Below are 13,943 nucleotides of genomic sequence, written 5' to 3' on the forward strand. Positions count from 1 at the left end.
GTGCTGGGGGAAGGGGAGCGGGTGGTGTCGTCGGGAAGGCGGGTGCGGCCGTTGTGGGTGGGGACTTCCGGTCTGGAGGCGCGAGGCGGGCCCGTCCCGCGCCTCCCGAGAAGGTGGTGGCCGGGTCAGGCGTCGTCGTGCGCGGCCAGGAAGGTCGCGACGACCCGGCGGAACTCCGCCGGCTGCTCCAGGTGCGAGCAGTGGCTCGCGCCGGGGAAGACGTGCTGCCGGACGTCGGCGATCCGCTCGACGAACGGGGCCCACGTGGAGGGGGTGGCCTCGTCGTGCTCGCCGGCGACGACGAGCGTCGGCACGGCGACGCGGTCGAGCCGGTCGACGATGGTCCAGTCGCGCATCGTGCCGATGACGTGGAACTCGTTCGGGCCGTTCATCGTGTGGTAGACCGTCGGCTCGCGCTCCATCTGCTCCTCGGAGTCGACGAAGTCTTGCGGCATCGGGACCACGCGGCAGACGTGCCGCTCGTAGAAGACCTGCGTCGCCGCCAGGTACTCGGGGTCGTCGACGGTGCCGGCCGTCTCGTGCCGGGTCAGGGCGTCCTGCACGTCGGCGGGCAGCTGCGCGCGGAGCTCGGCGGCGCCGTCGACCCAGAGCTGCATCGACGCGGGGGAGTTGCAGATCGCCAGCGAGCGGAGGCCCGCGGGCTGCTGCACCGCGATCTCGGCGCCGAGCATGCCGCCCCACGACTGCCCGAGGACGTGGTGGTCGCCGAGCCCGAGGTGCTCGACCAGGGCGGCGTACTCGTCGACGAACAGCTGCGGCTGCCAGGTGTCGACCGGGGCGTCCGGGCGGTGGCTGCTCCGGCCGCAGCCGAACTGGTCGTGGTGGACGACGATCCGGCCGGTCTCGTCGGCCAGGGCGGCGAGGTTCCGGAGGTAGTCGTGGGCCATGCCGGGCCCGCCGTGCAGGACGACGAGGGGCAGTGCACCGGCGACCGGGGTGTCGGGCGTGGTGACCCGGTACCAGGTCTCGCCGTCGCGGAACGGCATCGTGGATTCGGTGATGCTGGACATGGGGGTCAGCATGGAGCGGAAAAAGGTCCCACGCAATACCTTTTCTGCTGCCTTAACGTGGTCGTAACACCGCGAAGGGGGTCCGTGTGTCCGATCGTGCGACCGAGACGCGCGTCGACGAGGTCGAGGACCGCCTCGTGACCGCCGTCGCCGTGGGCGAGTACCTGCCCGGCGCGAACCTGCCGCCGGAGCGCGAACTGGCCGGCCTGCTCGGCGTCGCCCGGGTCACCGTGCGGGGTGCGATCGCCCGGCTCGTCGAACGGGGGCTGCTCGAGACCCGTCGGGGCCGGGGCGGTGGCACGTTCGTCCGCACCGAGTGGCCGGACAGTTCCTCGGAAGCGGTCGGGCGGGTGCTGCTCGCCCGGTGGGAGGCGATCCAGGACACCGCCGACGCCATCGCGCTGCTGCACGGGGCGCTCGCGACCGCCGCTGCGGAACGGGTCACCCCGGACGACGCCGCCCTGATCCGTGCACGGCTCGAAGTGTTCCGCGACGCCACCTCGGGTCTCGAGAAGCAGCAGGCCGACGCCGTGCTGCACCGGACGATCATCGACGCCGCGCGGAACGACGCCCTGCGGACGGCGCTCGCCGGGTTGGAGGCGCAGATCTCCATCGCCGCTCCGGCGCACCTGTGGGGCACGGCCGAGGGCATGGCGGAGATGGAGACCCGCGCGCTCCACGAGCACGAGTCGCTGGTGGACGCGGTGTGTTCGGGGCGGGCGCCCGAGGCGGGCGTGATCGCCCGGCAGCACGTCGGGATCGACGTCGAACTGCTCGAACGGGCCGTGCGGCGGACGGGGCAGGTGCCCCGGCACTGAGGGGGCGGTCTGTCGGTCGGCGTGGTGGTCGGTCGGTCGGTGCGGCGGTCGGTCGTCAGTGCACGGCGGGTGCCGGCACCGGGTAGACGTCGTCCGGCATCGGCCACGGCGCCCACTTCGGCCGCGGCGCGTACACCAGGTACGGCTGCGGCGTCGGGTAGCTGACGAGCTCGAGAGTCGACCCCCACGGCGTGCGGGTGTACACGAACCGGTTGCCGGCACCCGCCTCGTCACCACGCAGGTCGCGCGGGTCGGAGTTCCGGGTACCGCCGGCCGCCTCGACCCGCGCGAGCGTCTCGTCCAGGTCGTCGGCGTACATCGCCAGGTGCTGCCACCCCAGGTCGGACGGGTGTGCGGCGTTCCGCTGCTCGGGCCCCAGGTACTCGAACAGCTCGAGCCCCGGCCCCTCCGGCAGCGCGAGCATCCGCATGGCCCCCTGCGCCATGGTGCTCGGGATGCCGAGGTAGCCGTGCGCCTCGGAACTGCTGTTCGGCGTCTCGTCACGACGTCGCATGTCGTACAGGACGACGGCGTCGAACGCCGCCTCGAAGAACTGCGTGGCTGCGTCGATGTCCGGCACCGTGACGCCCACGTGGTCGATCCTGATTCCCCTGCTCATGGTCGATTCGTACCACCGGCGGCCACCGCCGCTCGGGTCCGGGCGGGGTCCGTGCGGGGTCCGTGCCCATCGATGCGGCAAGCCGCAGCGCGGGTCTCCTGCCCGGTTCCGGAACGGTCGTTCCAGGACGGGGTGCGGGACACACGACCGTTACACGAGGGAAACGGCGGGAGCGAAGTCGCTCCGTAGCTTCGTGCTCAAGCACGCACCGCCCCGCTTCCCACTCCCTCGGAGGACGCCATGGCTACCGACATCGCGACAGCAGTCGCCGCGCCCCACGCCCCCACCACGACCGCCGCTCCCGCCCCAGCGGGTGCCGGTGTCGTCAAGCCCGGGTACGACCCGGCGCTCACGAACGAGGACCTCGCCCCGCTGCGCGAGCAGCGCTGGACGAGCTACAACTTCTTCGCCTTCTGGATGTCCGACGTGCACTCCGTCGGCGGCTACGTCACCGCCGGGTCGCTCTTCGCCCTCGGCATCGCGAGCTGGCAGGTGCTCATCGCCCTGGTGGTCGGCATCCTCATCGTGCAGGTCTTCGCCAACCTGGTCGCCAAGCCGTCGCAGCGCACCGGTGTGCCGTACCCGGTGATCAACCGCGCGGTGTTCGGGGTGCTCGGCGCGAACGTCCCCGCCATCATCCGCGGCCTCATCGCGATGGCCTGGTACGGCGTGCAGACCTTCCTCGCCGCCCAGTCGCTGAACATCATCTTCCTCAAGTTCATCCCGGCGTCGGCGGGGCTGCTCGACAACTCGTTCCTCGGGCTGTCGGCCCTGGGGTGGATCTCCTACGCGATCCTCTGGGTGGCGCAGGGCGCGCTGTTCTGGATGGGCATGGAGGCCATCAAGCGGTTCATCGACTGGGCCGGACCGGCGGTCTACGTGGTGATGATCGCGCTCGCGGTCTACCTGGTCAGCCAGGCGGGCATCGCCAACATCTCGTTCACCCTGTCGGTCGGCGAGCCGCTGTCGTTCGGGGCATCGATCCCGGTGATGCTGTCCGCGGTCGCCCTGGTGGTCAGCTACTTCTCCGGCCCGATGCTGAACTTCGGTGACTTCTCGCGCTACGGTCGGTCGTTCCGGGCGGTCAAACGCGGCAACTTCTGGGGGCTGCCGATCAACTTCCTGTTCTTCTCGGTCCTGACGGTGCTCTGCGCCAGTGCGACGGTGCCGGTGTTCGGCAAGCTCATCACCGACCCGATCGAGACCGTGCAGGCCATCGGCGCCCCGTTCGCGATCCTGCTCGGTGGCCTGACGTTCGTCACCGCGACCGTCGGCATCAACATCGTGGCGAACTTCATCAGCCCCGCGTTCGACTTCTCGAACGTGGCACCCCGGAAGATCTCGTGGCGGGCCGGCGGCATGATCGCCGCGGTCGGTTCGGTGCTCCTCACCCCGTGGAACTGGTACGGCAACGACCAGGCGATCCTGTACACGCTCGGGGTGCTCGGTGCGCTGATCGGTCCACTGTTCGGCATCCTCATCGCGGGCTACTACATCGTCGGCAAGCAGCGCATCGCGGTCGACGACATGTACTCGACGAGCCGCACCGCACGGTACTGGTACCGCGGCGGGTTCAACCCGAACGCCATCTGGACCCTCGTGGTCACCGGTGCGATCTCGGTCGCGAGCGCGGTCCTGCCGCCGGCACTCGGCGTGCTGTCCTGGCTGGCGAGCTACAGCTGGTTCATCGGCTGCGGCCTGGGTCTCGTCGTCTTCTGGGCACTCGAGCGTGCCCGGCCGAGCATGCCCGTGCTCGACGCGGACGACCCCTCGGTCGACGACGGCGCGGCCGTCGGTCGCGCCTGACCAGCGGCGTCGCGGCTCGTCCTCCACAGGGCGGGGCGCGACGCTCGGTCGTCCACAGATCGCAGACCCCGGCCGGGAGGCCCGCCCCGCCCCCGCCACGATGGTCACCACCCAGCGCCACCCGTTCCACCGCTCCACTCGCTCCACCGGAAGGACCCCGATGCGCATCCGCGTCGTCAACCCCAACACCACCGCGTCGATGACGCGGGCGATCGGCGTCGCGGCCGGTGCGGTCGCCGCTCCAGGCACGCTGATCGAGGCGGTCGAGCCCACGATGGGGCCGGCCTCGATCGAGAGCCACTACGAAGAGGCCCTGGCCGTGCCCGGGCTGCTCGAGCAGATCGCCCGCGGCGAGCAGGACGGCGTGGACGCGTTCGTCGTCGCCTGTTTCGGGGACCCGGGGCTCGACGCCGCGCGGGAGCTCGCGACGGTGCCGGTGATCGGGATCGCCGAGGCCGGTTTCCACGCCGCCGCGATGCTCGGCCGTCGGTTCGGGGTCGTCACTACCCTGGCGCGGACGACCGGCCGCGCGCACGAGCTCGCCCAGCGCTACGGCTTCGCCCCGCTCGTCACGGAGATCCGGGCGTGCGAGGTCCCGGTGCTCGAGCTCGACGATCCCGGGTCCGGTGCACGTGCGCTCGTGACCGAGGAGTGCCGAGCGGTGATCGACGGGGGAGCGGACGCCGTCGTGCTCGGCTGCGCGGGCATGGCTGACTTCTGCGCCGAGGTCTCGCTGGCGATCGGGGCACCGGTCGTCGACGGCGTCGCGGCGGCCACGGTCCTGGCGGAGTCGCTCGTCCGGCTCGGGTTGTCCACGGGCAAGCGCGGCGAGTACGCCCTGCCGCCGGTGAAGGCGATGTCGGGGCTGCTGGCGGGCTTCGAACGCCACCCGGCGGCGGTCGCGACGGCCGGGGCGGGCGTGTGACGGGCGTCCCGGCGGGCGACACGGCAGACCTGGTCGTCCGCGCGCAGCGAGCCTGGGTCGACGGCACGTTCCGCCCGGCCGCGGTCGTCGTCCACGGCGGCCGCATCACCGGCGTCCTGCCCGTCGACGTGGTGGTCGACGCCGTGCAGGACCACACCGTGCCGGACGGGCAGGTGCTGCTCCCCGGGCTCGTCGACACGCACGTGCACGTCAACGAGCCCGGACGCACCGAGTGGGAGGGCTTCGCGTCCGCGACCCGGGCCGCTGCGATGGGCGGGGTCACCACGATCGTGGACATGCCGCTCAACTCGATCCCCGCGACGACCACGGTCGAGGCGCTCGCCGTCAAGCGTGCGAGTGCCGAGGGCCGGGTGGCGGTCGACGTCGGGTTCTGGGGTGGCGCGGTCCCCGCGAGTCTCGGGTCGCTCGACGCCCTGCACGACGCCGGCGTCTTCGGGTTCAAGTGCTTCACGGCGCCGAGCGGTGTCGACGAGTTCCCGCACCTCGACCCCGAGCAGCTCCGAGCCGCGATCGCCGAGGTCGCCCGGATCGACGCCCTGCTGATCGTGCACGCCGAAGACCCGGAGCACCTCGTGCCGCACCGGGCGCTCGGTGGCCGGTACGCCGACTTCCTGGCCACCCGGCCCGTCGCCGCCGAACGGTCCGCGATCGCGCAGGTCATCGACGGTGCGCGGGCGACCGGTGCGCGGGTGCACGTGCTGCACCTGTCCGACGCGGGCGCGCTGCCGATGCTCCGTGCCGCGAAGGACGACGGCGTCCGGATCACGGTCGAGACGTGCCCGCACTACCTGTCGTTCGAAGCGGGCACGATCCCGGACGGCGCGACCGCCTACAAGTGCTGCCCACCGATCCGTGACGACGCCAACCGCGACGCGCTGTGGGCGGGCGTGCTCGACGGCACGATCGACCTCGTCGTGTCGGACCACTCGCCCTCCACCGCCGACCTGAAGACCGACGACTGGGGTCTGGCCTGGGGCGGGGTCGCCGGCTTGCAGGTCGGGTTCCGGGCGGTCTGGACCGAGGCCGAGCGTCGCGGGATCCCGCTCGAGGCGCTGCTGCCGCTGTTCACGACCGGTCCGGCCGCCCTGGTCGGGCTGCGCGACCGCGGGGAGATCGCTCCCGGTGCCCTGGCGCACTTCGCCGTGTTCGACCCGTCCACCGAGTCCGTCGTCGACGTCGCCGGGCTCGAGCACCGCAACCGGGTGTCCGCGTTCGACGGGCTGCGCGTGCGCGGCAGCGTCATCGAGACCTGGCTCCGCGGCCGTCGCATCGCCACGGCGGCTGGCGGCGTGGCCGGCGTCGAGGGGCAGCTGGCCGGACGGCCAGTGCTCGCGGCGGAAACACCCCTGTAACGACCGTTCCGGTATCTTCGGATCAGGAACGGAAGGAACCACCATGCTCCCAGTGAACCCACCCGCCCGTCTCCTCATGGGGCCCGGTCCGATCGACGCCGACCCGCGCGTGCTTCGTGCACTGTCGACGCCGCTCGTCGGCCAGTACGACCCGTGGATGACCGCCACGATGAACGAGACGCAGGCGCTCTACCGCCGCGTGTTCGGCACCCGGAACGACGCGACGCTGCTCGTGGACGGCACCTCGCGCGCGGGGATCGAAGCGGTGCTGGTGTCACTGCTCGCCCCGGGCGACCGCGTGCTCGTGCCGGTGTTCGGCCGGTTCGGGCACCTGCTCGCCGAGATCGCCGGCCGCGCCGGTGCCGAGGTCCACACCATCGAGACCGACTGGGGCCAGGTCTTCACGCCGTCCGCGATCGAGTCGGCGGTCGCCCGCGTCCGGCCGAAGGTGCTGGCCGTCGTGCAGGGCGACACCTCGACCACGATGAACCAGCCGCTCGAAGAACTCGGTGCGATCTGCGAGCGGTACGGCGTCCTGCTGTACACCGACGCCACGGCGACGGTCGGCGGCAACCCGCTCGAGGTCGACGCCTGGGGGATCGACGCCGTGAGCGCCGGGCTGCAGAAGTGCCTGGGCGGCCCGTCCGGCAGCGCGCCCGTCACGCTGTCGCCGAAGGCCGTGGCCGTGCTCGACGAGCGGCGGAGCGTCGAGGCCGGCATCCGCGAACCCGGTGACGACGTCGCCGACGAGCCGATCCGCTCGAACTACCTCGACCTCGCGATGATCCTCGACTACTGGGGTCCGCGCCGACTGAACCACCACACCGAGGCCGCGTCGATGCTCTTCGCCGCCCACGAGTGCGCACGCATCCTGCTCGAGGAAGGCCGCGACGCCGTCGTCGCCCGCCACGAGACCGCCGGGCGCGCGATGCTCGCAGGGGTGCAGGCCCTCGGGCTCCCGGTCTTCGGTGACGTCGCCCACAAGATGCACAACGTCGTCGCCGTCGAGATCCCGTCCGACGTCGTCGGCGACCAGGTCCGCGGCGCGATGCTCGACGACCACGGGATCGAGATCGGCACCTCGTTCGGTCCGTTGCACGGGCGGGTCTGGCGCATCGGCACCATGGGCTACAACGCCCGGAAGGACACCGTGGTCACGACCTTGGCCGCCCTCGAGCACACCCTGCGTCGGGCCGGGCACGCGGTCCCGCACGGCGGCGGTGTCGATGCCGCCCTCGACGTCTTCCGCGACGACACCGCAGCGGTCGCTCCCGCCGGAGCCGAGGTGCTCGCGTGAGCGCCGTGCCCGTCCTGAACGCCACCGCCGTGGGCACCGCGGACGCCCAGCTCGTCGCCGGCTGGTGCGACGAGCTCGCCACCCTCAGTGCCGAACCGGGCCGCATCACCCGCGTCTACCTGTCACCCGAGCACGCCCGGGCGAACGCCCTCGTCGCGCGCTGGATGCAGGACGCCGGACTGTCCACCTGGCAGGACGCCGCCGGCAACCTGCGTGGCCGGGTCGCGGGCGCGACGCCCGACGCGCCCGTGCTGCTGCTCGGCTCGCACCTGGACACCGTGGTGGACGCCGGACGGTACGACGGCGTCGTCGGGGTGCTCATGGCGATCCGCACCGCCGCACGGCTCACCGCCGCCGGCCCGCTGCCGGTCGCGCTCGAGGTCATCGCGTTCTCCGATGAAGAGGGCACGCGCTTCGGCAAGGCCCTGCTCGGTTCGTCCGCGGTGGCCGGCGTCTGGGACGACGCCTGGTGGGACCTGGCCGACGGTGACGGTGTCACGCTCCGGCAGGCCTTCACCGACTTCGGCCTCGACCCGGAGCGCGTCGGCGACGCCGCCGTCGACCCGGCCTCGGTGGTCGGCTACCTCGAGGCGCACATCGAGCAGGGTCCGTACCTCGAACAGGCCGGGCAGGCCCTCGGGGTCGTCACGAGCATCGCGAGCGCCCGGCGGTTCTCGGTCGAGGCGGTGGGCGAAGCCCGGCACGCCGGCGGCACCCCCTACGAGCGCCGGCACGACGCCCTGCTCGCCGCCGCCGAGGCCGCGCTCGCGGTGGAACGGATCTGCCGGGCCTCCCACCAGGTCGGCACCGTCGGCACGATGACCGTCGAACCCGGAGCCGTCAACGTCGTCCCCGGGCTCGCCCGGTTCTCCGTCGACCTGCGCGGCGAGTTCGACGACGAGCGCGACGAGGTCTGGGACGAACTCACCAAGGCCTTCACGCTCATCGGTGAACGGCGCGGGGTGAGCGTCACCCCGACCGAGGTGCACCGTGCGCCCGCGGTGTTCTGCTCGCCCCGGCTCATGGACGCCGTCCGCGCCGGGATCGTCTCGACGGGCGAGACAGCACCCATGGAGCTGTTCTCACGGGCCGGCCACGACGCGATGTCGCTCGGGCTCGTGACCGACGTGGCGATGCTGTTCCTCCGCAACCCCGACGGCATCAGCCACCACCCGGACGAGTTCGTGTCGACGCCGGACATCGCCCTCGGACTCGACGCCCTGGCCGTCGCCGTCGACCGGGTGGCCCGCGCATGAGCACCGCCGGCCCCGATGTCCGCGCCCGGATCGACTCCGTGTGGGAGCAGCTCTCACCCGCCGAACGACGGGTCGCCGCCATGGTCCGGCACGATCCGGAACTCCTGCTCATCGGCACCTCCGCCGAACTCGCGGCCGAGTCCGGCACCTCGAAGGCAACGGTCTCGCGACTCGTGCGGTCGCTGGGGTTCCAGGACGCCGCCGAGGTCCGGCAGAACCTGATGTCCGCACGGGGCTCGGGCCTGCCGTGGGTCGCTGAGGACGCTGCCCACGTCGACCAGCGCGCGGTCGAGGCGCGCAACCTCGACGCGGCCTTCGCGTCGCTCGGCCGAGCGGACCGCCCGCGGCTCGCCCGTCGGATCGTCCGCGCCCGCCGCGTGCTCGTCCTCGGTGAACGCGGCGCGTACCCGATCGCGCTGCAACTGCGGTCCCAGCTGGCGCAGGTGCGGTCCGACGTCCGGGTCGGTCCGTCACCCGGGCAGCGGCTCGGGGAAGAGGTCGCCGATCTCGACCGGCACGACCTCGTGGTCCTGGTGACCGTGCGTCGGCACACCGCCGGGGTCGAGCGGATCGTCCGGCACTGCGTCGACTCCGGGGCGGACGTCATCGTCCTCGGCGACCCGACGGCCGCGGTCATCGCCGCCCCCGCGACCACCGCGATCCTCTGCCCGGTCGACTCGCCGTCGGCGTTCGACTCGATGGCCGCGCTGTTCGCCGTCGTCGCCGCGATCACGAACGACGTCTACGACGCCTCGGGTCCCGGTGGCCGGGTGCGGGTCGACGCCGTCGCCGCCGCCTACGACGCGCTGGGGGAGCTCGCCGCGCCCTGATCGCCGTCCGACCCGGCGCGCAGCTCGGCACGCAGTTCGGCGACGAGCGAGGCGTTGCGGTCGGCGATGAGCCGCGGCATGTACCGAGCCAGCGCGACCACCTCGGCCAGGCGGCCCAGCGGGCCGAGCGGAGCGCGGAACGTGATGGTGTCGACCATGCGCGTGCCGCCGGCCGACGGCTCGAACCGGTGCTCGTGGTGGAACCGGGCGAACGGCCCACGCACCTGTTCGTCGACGAACCGGTGGGGTGCCTCCAGGTCGGTGATCCCGCTCGTCATCCGCCAGACGATCCCGAAGTGCCGCGCACGCCAGGTGACGGTCTCGCCCAGGCCGATCGTGCCGGCCGTCGTGCCGGCGACGGCGCGTTCATCGGTCGCGGCCATCGATCGCTCGTGCGCGCCGATGTCGAGCGACAGCGCGAAGGCGCGCTCCGGTGGAACAGGCAGGTCCGTCACGACCCGGAACGAGACGGTCACGACGCCGGCCAGCCCGTCGGGGTCGACCGGTCGTCGTCGTGCAACGCGGCGGCGAGCAACTGGTCGTGCCGGCTGCCGCGGTGCAGCACGCTCGACCGCGTACGTCCTTCGAATCGCAGACCGAGTCGTTGGGCGACCGCGGCCGACGCGGTGTTCGTGGCGATCGCGCGCCACTGCACCCGGATGAGACCGAGTCCCTCGGGCGGACCGGCGAAGGCCCACTGCAGCACGCGCTCGGCGGCCTCGGTCATGATGCCGGAGCCACGACCGTCCGGGTGCATGGCGTACCCGATCTCGGCGGCCCCGTCGGCGAAGGCGAACAAACCGACCGTGCCGAGCAGCCGGAGGTCGTCCGCGCGTCGGATCCCGAACTCGTACCGGCTGTCCGCCGCCCAGCCGGCCACGACGACGTCCGTGATCCAGTACCGTGCCTCGGCGTGCCCGTACGGTACCGGCACCGGGGTGTACGCGATGACGTCCGGGTCGTTGGCGTAGGCCATCACGTCCTCGGCGTCGCCGAGCTCGGGGACCGAGAGCACCAGTCGTTCGGTGCGGAGGGTGACGGGCTGCACGGGTCGAGCCTAGCCACGACGGCGCGGGCGGTAGCGTCGGGGGATGACGTTCGACGCGCTCCCGTTCCCGGTCATCGACGGCCACAACGACCTGCCCTGGGAACGCCGTGACAGCCACGACTCCGGTGTCGAGGGCATCGACACCGAGACCGACTCGCTGCACACCGACATCCCGAAGCTCCGTGCCGGCGGCGTCGTCGGGCAGTTCTGGTCGGTGTTCGTGCCCGCGGACGACCCGGACCCCGTGACGACGACGCTGCAGCAGGTCGACCTCGCGCACCGCATCATCGAGCGCTACCCCGACGACCTCGCGCTCGCCCGCACCGCCGCCGAGGTCCGTGCCGCCGTTGACTCCGGCCGGATCGCGTCGCTGCTCGGCGCCGAGGGCGGGCACTCGATCGGCGACGACCTCGCGGTCCTCAGGACCCTCGCCCGGCTCGGCGTCCGCTACATGACGCTCACCCACAACGACGACACCCCCTGGGCCGACTCCGCGACCGGGGAGCGGGCACACGGCGGCCTGACCGACCGCGGGCGGCAGGTCGTCGCCGAGATGGAGCGGATCGGCATGCTCGTCGACCTGTCCCACACCGCCCCGGCCACCATGCGGGACACCCTCGACGTGGCGACCCGGCCCGTCGTGTTCAGCCACTCGTCGACCGTCGCGATCGACGACCACCCGCGGAACGTGCCCGACGACGTGCTCGCCCGGCTGGCCGACAACGGCGGCGTGGTGATGATCACCTTCGTGCCGAAGTTCGTGTCGCGGGCGTGGGCGGACTGGGAGGAGTCGGGCATGTCCGGTGAACCGCCCCTGGTCACGGTGTCGGACGTCGCCGACCACGTCGAGCACGCGCGCGACGTCGCCGGTGTGGCGCACCTGGGCCTCGGCGGTGACTACGACGGCACCCCGGTGCTGCCGCCGGACCTGCGGGACGTGTCGCGGTACCCGGTGCTCGCGGCGGAGCTCGTCCGGCGCGGCTGGGGCGAGTCGGACCTGCACGCGCTGGCCGGCGGCAACGTACTGCGGGTTCTGGAAGCGACCGACGAGCGGTTCGCCCGGACGGCGTTCGTGCGCTGACGCGGTGGGGCGAACGCCTCGCATCCGCCGTGCACACCGAGTGATGGACAGGGCCGCCGACGGCGTGGAGGCGCGACTCGCGTCCCGCGCGCAGGCGCCGTCACGGACAGGACCGCCTGGGGTCCGGTCGCTAGGATCGGGCGCACACCGCGCCTCCAGGAAGAGCGATGCGCGACCTGAGCTGCGAAGGACGGACCGGATGAGCGGCACCATCTACGAGAACATCTCCCAGGCGTTCGGCAACACCCCCCTCGTCAAGCTGAACCGGCTGCCGAAGGCGGGCGGGGCCGAGGTGCTCGCGAAGCTCGAGTTCTACAACCCGGGCGCCAGCGTCAAGGACCGCCTGGGCGTCGCGATCATCGACGCCGCCGAGGCCTCCGGCGCGCTGCAGGCCGGCGGCACCATCGTCGAGGGGTCGTCCGGCAACACCGGCATCGCCCTCGCCCTGGTCGGCGCCGCACGTGGCTACCGGGTCGTCATCACGATGCCCGAGACGATGAGTGTCGAGCGCCGCGCGGTGATCCGTGCGTACGGTGCCGAGATCGTCCTGACCCCCGGGCCCGAGGGCATGAAGGGTGCGGTCGCCAAAGCCGAGTCGATCGTCGCGGAGACCCCGGGCGCGATCCTCGCCCACCAGTTCGAGACGGCTGCGAACGCTGAGATCCACCGGAAGACCACGGCGGAGGAGATCCTGCGCGACACCGAGGAACACGTCGACGTGTTCGTCGCGGGTGTCGGCACCGGCGGCACGATCACCGGTGTCGGGCAGGTGCTGAAGGAGCGAGTGCCCGGCGTGCAGATCGTCGCCGTCGAGCCGAAGGACTCGCCCCTGCTCTCCGAGGGCAAGGCGGGTCCGCACAAGATCCAGGGCATCGGCGCGAACTTCGTCCCCGAGGTCCTCGACCAGAGCGTCATCGACGAGGTGTTCGACGTCGAGCTCGACGACGCGCTCCGGGTCGCCCGCGCCCTGGCGACGCAGGAGGGCATCCTGTCCGGCATCTCGTCCGGCGCGATCATCCACGCTGCCCTCGAGATCGCGGCACGCCCCGAGAACGCCGGCAAGCGGGTCGTCGCCATCGTGTGCGACACCGGAGAGCGCTACCTGTCGACGGTGCTCTTCGAGGGGCTCACTGCGTGAGTCGTCCCCTCCGACGAGGCGTGCTGCGGACCATCCGTGAGGACTTGTCCGCAGCACGCCGAGGTGACCCCGCTGCCCGGGGCGACCTGGAGAACGCGATCGTCTACTCCGGGTTGCACGCCATCTGGACGTACCGGGTGACCCACCGCCTCTGGCACGCGCAGGGGCTGACCGGGTCCCGGTTCGCGGCCCGCCTGCTCGGGCAGGTCGCGAGGTCGGTCACCGGCATCGAGATCCACCCGGGGGCGCGCATCGGCCGTCGGTTCTTCATCGACCACGGCATGGGCGTCGTCATCGGGGAGACCGCGGTGATCGGAGACGACGTGCTCGTGTTCCACGGAGTGACCCTCGGCGGGCGCGGGGGCGACCACGGGCCGGGGGCTCGACGGCACCCGGTGGTGGGGGACCGCGTGGTGCTCGGCGCCGGGTCGTCGCTGATCGGGGCGATCACGATCGGTCCGGACTCCGTCGTCGGTGCCAACACCGTGGTGACGAAGGACGTACCGGCGGGGTCGGTCGTCACCGGCGTCGCCGGGACTCCGCGTCCCCGGTCCGGGCACGAGGGCGTCCCGACGCTCTGAGCGCGTCGCCCAGCGCCGCGCCGGGCGCACACCGGGCGTGGCAGGCCGCAGGACACCGGTGTTCGCGCGTCGCAACGCGGTGTGCGGGTGTTCAGGGCGCGACCACCGGTGTCGTGCAGGTGTCACCGAGCGCCAGCGAG

General features: G+C 72.4%; 14 protein-coding genes. 10 read left to right on the top strand and 4 right to left on the bottom strand.

Annotated features, from left to right (window positions below; all coding sequences use genetic code 11):
* Nucleotides 1-125 precede the first annotated feature (125 nt).
* Nucleotides 126-1,031: a proline iminopeptidase-family hydrolase gene (locus DEJ27_RS02495; protein WP_258370285.1), complete on the bottom strand. Its 906-nt coding sequence runs from the start codon at nucleotides 1,029-1,031 to the stop codon at nucleotides 126-128.
* A gap of 86 nt (nucleotides 1,032-1,117) precedes the next feature.
* Between DEJ27_RS02495 and DEJ27_RS02500 the strand changes: the two genes are divergently transcribed.
* Nucleotides 1,118-1,849 (top strand): FadR/GntR family transcriptional regulator, encoded by a 732-nt coding sequence (locus tag DEJ27_RS02500; RefSeq protein WP_111090253.1) that lies wholly within the window; start codon nucleotides 1,118-1,120, stop codon nucleotides 1,847-1,849.
* A gap of 55 nt (nucleotides 1,850-1,904) precedes the next feature.
* Here DEJ27_RS02500 and DEJ27_RS02505 read toward each other — a convergent pair whose 3' ends face one another.
* Nucleotides 1,905-2,468 (bottom strand): VOC family protein, encoded by a 564-nt coding sequence (locus tag DEJ27_RS02505; RefSeq protein WP_035808811.1) that lies wholly within the window; start codon nucleotides 2,466-2,468, stop codon nucleotides 1,905-1,907.
* A gap of 240 nt (nucleotides 2,469-2,708) precedes the next feature.
* On the opposite strand from DEJ27_RS02505, the gene DEJ27_RS02510 reads away from it, so the two are divergent.
* From DEJ27_RS02510 to DEJ27_RS02535, 6 genes are all read left to right on the top strand, one after another.
* The gene (locus DEJ27_RS02510; protein ID WP_111090254.1) at nucleotides 2,709-4,274 is read left to right on the top strand and encodes an NCS1 family nucleobase:cation symporter-1; all 1,566 of its coding nucleotides are present in this window, start codon (nucleotides 2,709-2,711) and stop codon (nucleotides 4,272-4,274) included.
* Nucleotides 4,275-4,434: 160 nt separating this feature from the next.
* Nucleotides 4,435-5,199: an aspartate/glutamate racemase family protein gene (locus tag DEJ27_RS02515; protein ID WP_110862511.1), complete on the top strand. Its 765-nt coding sequence runs from the start codon at nucleotides 4,435-4,437 to the stop codon at nucleotides 5,197-5,199.
* Nucleotides 5,196-6,572, top strand: a complete 1,377-nt coding sequence (gene allB / locus DEJ27_RS02520) for an allantoinase AllB (RefSeq protein WP_220032966.1) — start codon at nucleotides 5,196-5,198, stop codon at nucleotides 6,570-6,572. Before DEJ27_RS02515 ends, allB begins: the two co-directional genes overlap by 4 nt.
* Nucleotides 6,573-6,615: 43 nt before the next feature.
* Nucleotides 6,616-7,869 (top strand): alanine--glyoxylate aminotransferase family protein, encoded by a 1,254-nt coding sequence (locus DEJ27_RS02525; protein WP_110862510.1) that lies wholly within the window; start codon nucleotides 6,616-6,618, stop codon nucleotides 7,867-7,869.
* Nucleotides 7,866-9,125 carry an allantoate amidohydrolase gene (locus DEJ27_RS02530; protein WP_111090255.1) on the top strand — a complete coding sequence of 420 codons (1,260 nt, stop codon included), beginning with the start codon at nucleotides 7,866-7,868 and terminating at the stop codon, nucleotides 9,123-9,125. The genes DEJ27_RS02525 and DEJ27_RS02530 overlap by 4 nt, the downstream gene beginning before the upstream one ends.
* Nucleotides 9,122-9,955 (top strand): MurR/RpiR family transcriptional regulator, encoded by an 834-nt coding sequence (locus tag DEJ27_RS02535; RefSeq protein ID WP_110862508.1) that lies wholly within the window; start codon nucleotides 9,122-9,124, stop codon nucleotides 9,953-9,955. Before DEJ27_RS02530 ends, DEJ27_RS02535 begins: the two co-directional genes overlap by 4 nt.
* On the opposite strand, the gene DEJ27_RS02540 is transcribed toward DEJ27_RS02535, so the two are convergent.
* Nucleotides 9,922-10,431 carry an SRPBCC family protein gene (locus DEJ27_RS02540; protein ID WP_110862507.1) on the bottom strand — a complete coding sequence of 170 codons (510 nt, stop codon included), beginning with the start codon at nucleotides 10,429-10,431 and terminating at the stop codon, nucleotides 9,922-9,924. The two genes, DEJ27_RS02535 and DEJ27_RS02540, sit on opposite strands and share 34 nt — an antisense overlap.
* Nucleotides 10,428-11,003, bottom strand: a complete 576-nt coding sequence (locus DEJ27_RS02545; protein ID WP_110862506.1) for a GNAT family N-acetyltransferase — start codon at nucleotides 11,001-11,003, stop codon at nucleotides 10,428-10,430. Before DEJ27_RS02545 ends, DEJ27_RS02540 begins: the two co-directional genes overlap by 4 nt.
* A gap of 43 nt (nucleotides 11,004-11,046) precedes the next feature.
* Here DEJ27_RS02545 and DEJ27_RS02550 point away from each other — a divergent pair, with 43 nt between their 5' ends.
* The 3 genes from DEJ27_RS02550 to epsC all read left to right on the top strand — a co-directional run bounded on the left by DEJ27_RS02550 (nucleotide 11,047) and on the right by epsC (nucleotide 13,803).
* A complete protein-coding gene (locus DEJ27_RS02550) occupies nucleotides 11,047-12,084 on the top strand; it encodes a dipeptidase (protein ID WP_110862505.1) in 1,038 nt (345 codons plus the stop codon).
* Between the two features lie 199 nt (nucleotides 12,085-12,283).
* Nucleotides 12,284-13,222 (top strand): cysteine synthase A, encoded by a 939-nt coding sequence (gene cysK, locus DEJ27_RS02555; protein WP_110862504.1) that lies wholly within the window; start codon nucleotides 12,284-12,286, stop codon nucleotides 13,220-13,222.
* A complete protein-coding gene (epsC, locus tag DEJ27_RS02560) occupies nucleotides 13,219-13,803 on the top strand; it encodes a serine O-acetyltransferase EpsC (RefSeq protein ID WP_258369978.1) in 585 nt (194 codons plus the stop codon). Before cysK ends, epsC begins: the two co-directional genes overlap by 4 nt.
* Nucleotides 13,804-13,943 lie beyond the last annotated feature (140 nt).

This window comes from Curtobacterium sp. MCPF17_018 (assembly GCF_003234135.1).
In the GTDB taxonomy this organism is placed as follows: Bacteria; Actinomycetota; Actinomycetes; order Actinomycetales; family Microbacteriaceae; genus Curtobacterium; species Curtobacterium flaccumfaciens.

Coding starts and splice junctions, on each gene's coding strand:
- cysK (WP_110862504.1), top strand. CDS start 12,284: ATGAGCGGCACCATCTACGAGAACATCTCCCAGGCGTTCGGCAACACC.
- DEJ27_RS02510 (WP_111090254.1), top strand. CDS start 2,709: ATGGCTACCGACATCGCGACAGCAGTCGCCGCGCCCCACGCCCCCACC.
- DEJ27_RS02535 (WP_110862508.1), top strand. CDS start 9,122: ATGAGCACCGCCGGCCCCGATGTCCGCGCCCGGATCGACTCCGTGTGG.
- DEJ27_RS02495 (WP_258370285.1), bottom strand. CDS start 1,031: ATGTCCAGCATCACCGAATCCACGATGCCGTTCCGCGACGGCGAGACC.
- DEJ27_RS02505 (WP_035808811.1), bottom strand. CDS start 2,468: ATGAGCAGGGGAATCAGGATCGACCACGTGGGCGTCACGGTGCCGGAC.
- DEJ27_RS02550 (WP_110862505.1), top strand. CDS start 11,047: ATGACGTTCGACGCGCTCCCGTTCCCGGTCATCGACGGCCACAACGAC.
- DEJ27_RS02515 (WP_110862511.1), top strand. CDS start 4,435: ATGCGCATCCGCGTCGTCAACCCCAACACCACCGCGTCGATGACGCGG.
- DEJ27_RS02525 (WP_110862510.1), top strand. CDS start 6,616: ATGCTCCCAGTGAACCCACCCGCCCGTCTCCTCATGGGGCCCGGTCCG.